At 63.4% G+C, this 3,726-nt stretch carries 6 protein-coding genes; all 6 read left to right on the forward strand.

Annotation, left to right across the window (positions count from 1 at the left end; translation table 11 throughout):
- The coding region (locus WBR57_RS20745) for a RibD family protein (RefSeq protein ID WP_424086149.1) at positions 1-421 on the forward strand (421 nt) is incomplete at its 5' end.
- 47 nt (positions 422-468) lie between these two features.
- Entirely contained in the window at positions 469-1,131 is a 663-nt protein-coding gene (locus WBR57_RS20750; RefSeq protein WP_049711322.1) for a riboflavin synthase, read from the forward strand.
- 15 nt (positions 1,132-1,146) lie between these two features.
- Positions 1,147-2,238, forward strand: coding sequence for a bifunctional 3,4-dihydroxy-2-butanone-4-phosphate synthase/GTP cyclohydrolase II (ribBA, locus tag WBR57_RS20755; protein ID WP_424086152.1), 1,092 nt, complete (start codon positions 1,147-1,149; stop codon positions 2,236-2,238).
- 88 nt (positions 2,239-2,326) lie between these two features.
- The gene (ribE, locus tag WBR57_RS20760) at positions 2,327-2,803 is read left to right on the forward strand and encodes a 6,7-dimethyl-8-ribityllumazine synthase (RefSeq protein WP_003176356.1); all 477 of its coding nucleotides are present in this window, start codon (positions 2,327-2,329) and stop codon (positions 2,801-2,803) included.
- Entirely contained in the window at positions 2,800-3,300 is a 501-nt protein-coding gene (gene nusB, locus WBR57_RS20765; RefSeq protein ID WP_122539989.1) for a transcription antitermination factor NusB, read from the forward strand. The genes ribE and nusB overlap by 4 nt, the downstream gene beginning before the upstream one ends.
- Before the next feature lie 18 nt (positions 3,301-3,318).
- On the forward strand, positions 3,319-3,726 hold a 408-nt coding region (locus WBR57_RS20770; protein ID WP_424086154.1), incomplete at its 3' end, for an AIR synthase related protein.

A 3,726-nucleotide genomic window follows, 5' to 3' on the forward strand; every position in this document is an offset into this window, starting at 1 on the left:
GATCGACGGCCGCCTGCGGGTGCCGCTCAACGCGCCGTTCTTCAAGGCCGGCCCGGCGCTGGTCATCACCTGCGTCACGCCTGAAAACCAATTCCCGCGCGGGCCTGAATGCCTGGTGGTGCCGGGCGTTGACGGTCAGGTCGACCTGCGCTCGGCGTTGGTGGCGCTGGCCGCGCGTGGCGTCAACGAAGTGTTGGTGGAGGCCGGCCCGAGCCTGGCCGGCGCGTTTGCCCAGCAGGGGCTGGTGGACGAGTACGTGATATTTGTCGCCGGCAAGTTCCTTGGCTCCGCCGCCCGGCCTTTGCTGGACTGGCCGCTTGAGAAACTGGCCGACGCCCCCCAACTCAAGATCACTGAAATGCGCGCTGTAGGCGACGACTGGCGAGTCACTGCCATCCCGCTACCAGCAGCGAGCGTATAATTCTGACCGGGCGCCCAGGCGCCCGCACCGTTTTCCAGGAGAAGGCCATGTTCACCGGCATTATCGAATCCATCGGCAGCATCCGCGCCATGACCCCAAAGGGCGGCGACGTGCGCCTGCTGGTTGAAACCGGCAAGCTCGACCTCGGCGACGTCAAGCTGGGCGACAGCATCGCCGTCAGCGGCGTTTGCCTGACTGTCATCGAGCTGCCGGGCAACGGCTTTGCCGCCGACGTCAGCCGGGAAACCCTGGATTGCACCGCGATGAACGACCTCAAGGCCGGCAGCCCGGTGAACCTTGAAAAAGCCCTGACCCCGACCACCCGCCTGGGCGGCCACCTGGTCAGCGGCCACGTCGACGGCGTCGGCGAAGTGGTTGCGCGCAGTGAAAACGCGCGCGCCGTGGAGTTCCGTATTCGCGCGCCGAAAGAGCTGGCCAAGTACATCGCCCATAAAGGCTCGATCACCGTCGACGGCACCAGCCTGACCGTGAACGCCGTGAATGGCGCTGAATTCGAACTGACCATCATTCCCCACACCCTGAGCGAAACCATCATGGCGTCGTACCAGCCAGGTCGCCGGGTGAACCTGGAAGTCGACTTGCTTGCCCGTTACCTGGAGCGCCTGCTGATGGGCGATAAGGCCGCAGAGCCTGCTGCCGGGAACATCACTGAAAGTTTTCTAGCCGCCAATGGCTACCTGAAATCCTGACCAAGGGGGTGCCGCGTGGCGCTCAATAGCATCGAAGAACTGGTTGAAGACATCCGCCAAGGCAAGATGGTCATCCTGATGGATGACGAAGACCGCGAAAACGAAGGCGACATCATCATGGCCGCCGAGCTGTGCCAGGCCGAGCACATCAACTTCATGGCCAAGCACGCCCGCGGGCTGATCTGCATGCCCATGAGCCGCGAGCGCTGCGAACTGCTCAAGCTGCCGTTGATGGCGCCGCGCAATGGGTCGGGTTTCGGCACCAAGTTCACGGTATCGATTGAGGCCACGACCGGCGTCACCACCGGTATCTCCGCCGCTGACCGCGCGCGCACCGTGCAAGCGGCCGCCGCGAAAGATGCCAAGGCCGAAGACATCGTCAGCCCGGGCCATATCTTCCCGCTGATGGCCCAGCCGGGCGGCACCCTCGCGCGCGCCGGCCACACCGAAGCCGCCTGCGACCTCGCGCGCATGGCCGGTTTCGAGCCGAGCGGGGTGATCTGCGAAGTGATGAATGACGACGGTACCATGGCCCGTCGCGCCGAACTCGAAGCGTTTGCCGCCGAACACAACCTCAAGATCGGCACCATCGCCGACCTGATCCATTACCGCATGATCCACGAACGTACCGTTCAGCGGATTGCCGAGCAGCCGCTGGACAGCGAACTGGGCCAATTCAATTTGGTGACCTACCGTGATTCAGTGGAAGGCGACGTGCACATGGCCCTGACCCTGGGGAACATTTGCGCCGACGAGCCGACCCTGGTGCGCGTGCACAACATGGACCCGCTGCGCGACCTGTTGATGGTCAAGCAACCCGGCCGTTGGAGCCTGCGCGCCGCCATGGCCGCGGTTTCCGAGGCCGGCAGCGGGGTGGTGTTGCTGTTGGGTAACCCGGTGGATGGCGACGTATTGCTCGCGCATATTCGCGAAACCGCTGAGCACACCCAGGTCAAGACGCCGACCACCTACAGCATCGTCGGCGCCGGCTCGCAGATCCTGCGCGACCTCGGTGTGCGCAAAATGCGCCTGATGAGCGCACCGATGAAATTTAATGCGATATCCGGTTTCGATCTGGAAGTTGTAGAATACGTGCCCTCCGAATAAAGGCTGGCGCTTCTTGCCCCTTGTTCGCGGTTAAATCATCACTGAGGGACGCACTTTTCGCGTCCCGGCTCTTTAAGAGATTTGTCGAATGACCCTGAAGACCATCGAAGGTACCTTCATCGCCCCCAAAGGCCGCTATGCCCTGGTGGTTGGCCGCTTCAACAGCTTCGTGGTTGAAAGCCTGGTAAGCGGTGCCGTGGACGCCCTGGTTCGCCACGGTGTGAGCGAAAGCGACATCACTATTATCCGCGCCCCTGGCGCCTTCGAAATTCCACTGGTTGCGCAAAAAGTTGCTCAGCAGGGTGAATACGCGGCGATCATCGCCCTGGGCGCGGTCATTCGTGGCGGTACGCCGCACTTCGAATACGTGGCCGGCGAATGCACCAAGGGCCTGGCCCAGGTCTCCATGGAGTTCGGCGTGCCCGTCGCTTTCGGCGTACTGACCGTTGATTCCATCGAGCAAGCCATCGAGCGTTCCGGCACCAAGGCCGGTAACAAAGGCGCTGAAGCTGCCCTGTCCGCCCTGGAAATGGTCAGCCTGCTGTCGCAGTTGGAGGCCAAGTGATTTCCGACGAGAGCGATCGTTTCAACCCGCGCGACGAGCGTCCAGCCGATGCTGGCAAGCCGTCGAAGAGCGAAAAGCGCCGTGCTGCCCGTCAGCTCGCGACCCAGGCGCTGTACCAGCGGCACATGGCCGGCACTTCGCTGAACGAGATCGAAGCGCAATTTCGCGTCGATAACGACTTCACCTTTGCCGACCAGAGCTACTTCCACGACATCCTGCACGGTGTGCCGGCCAACCTGACCGAGATCGACACTGCGCTGGCGCCGTGCCTGGACCTGACCCTCGAAGAGCTGGACCCGGTTGAACTGGCCGTGCTGCGACTGTCCACCTGGGAACTGCTCAAGCGCGTCGACGTGCCGTACCGCGTGGTGATCAACGAAGGTATCGAACTGGCGAAAGTCTACGGTTCGACCGACGGCCACAAGTTCGTCAACGGCGTGCTCGACAAGCTGGCCCCGCGCCTGCGTGAAGCCGAAGTGAAGGAACACAAGCGCTGATTTGCGCTCAGGTTCCCAATGGGCGAGTTTGAGCTGATCCGCAAATACTTCGCCGCCGCGCCCTGTGCGCAGGGCGGCGAAGGCATTGCGCTGGGGATCGGCGACGACTGCGCCTTGCTGGCGCTCCCCGCCGGGGAGCAGTTGGCAATCTCCACCGATACATTAGTCGCCGGCGTGCATTTTGCCGACCCGTGTGATCCGTTCCTGCTCGGCCAGCGCTCGCTGGCCGTGGCGGTGAGCGACTTGGCCGCCATGGGCGCCCACCCCCTCGCCTTTACCCTTGCCCTGACCACGCCGACCGTCGATGCCGATTGGCTGCAACGCTATGCCCAAGGCTTGAACGCCATGGCGCAGAGTTGTGGCGTGGGCCTGGTGGGGGGCGACACCACGCGCGGGCCGCTGAGCCTGACCCTGACCGTGTTTGGC

It is taken from the genome of Pseudomonas sp. (assembly GCF_049590575.1).
In the GTDB taxonomy this organism is placed as follows: Bacteria; Pseudomonadota; Gammaproteobacteria; order Pseudomonadales; family Pseudomonadaceae; genus Aquipseudomonas.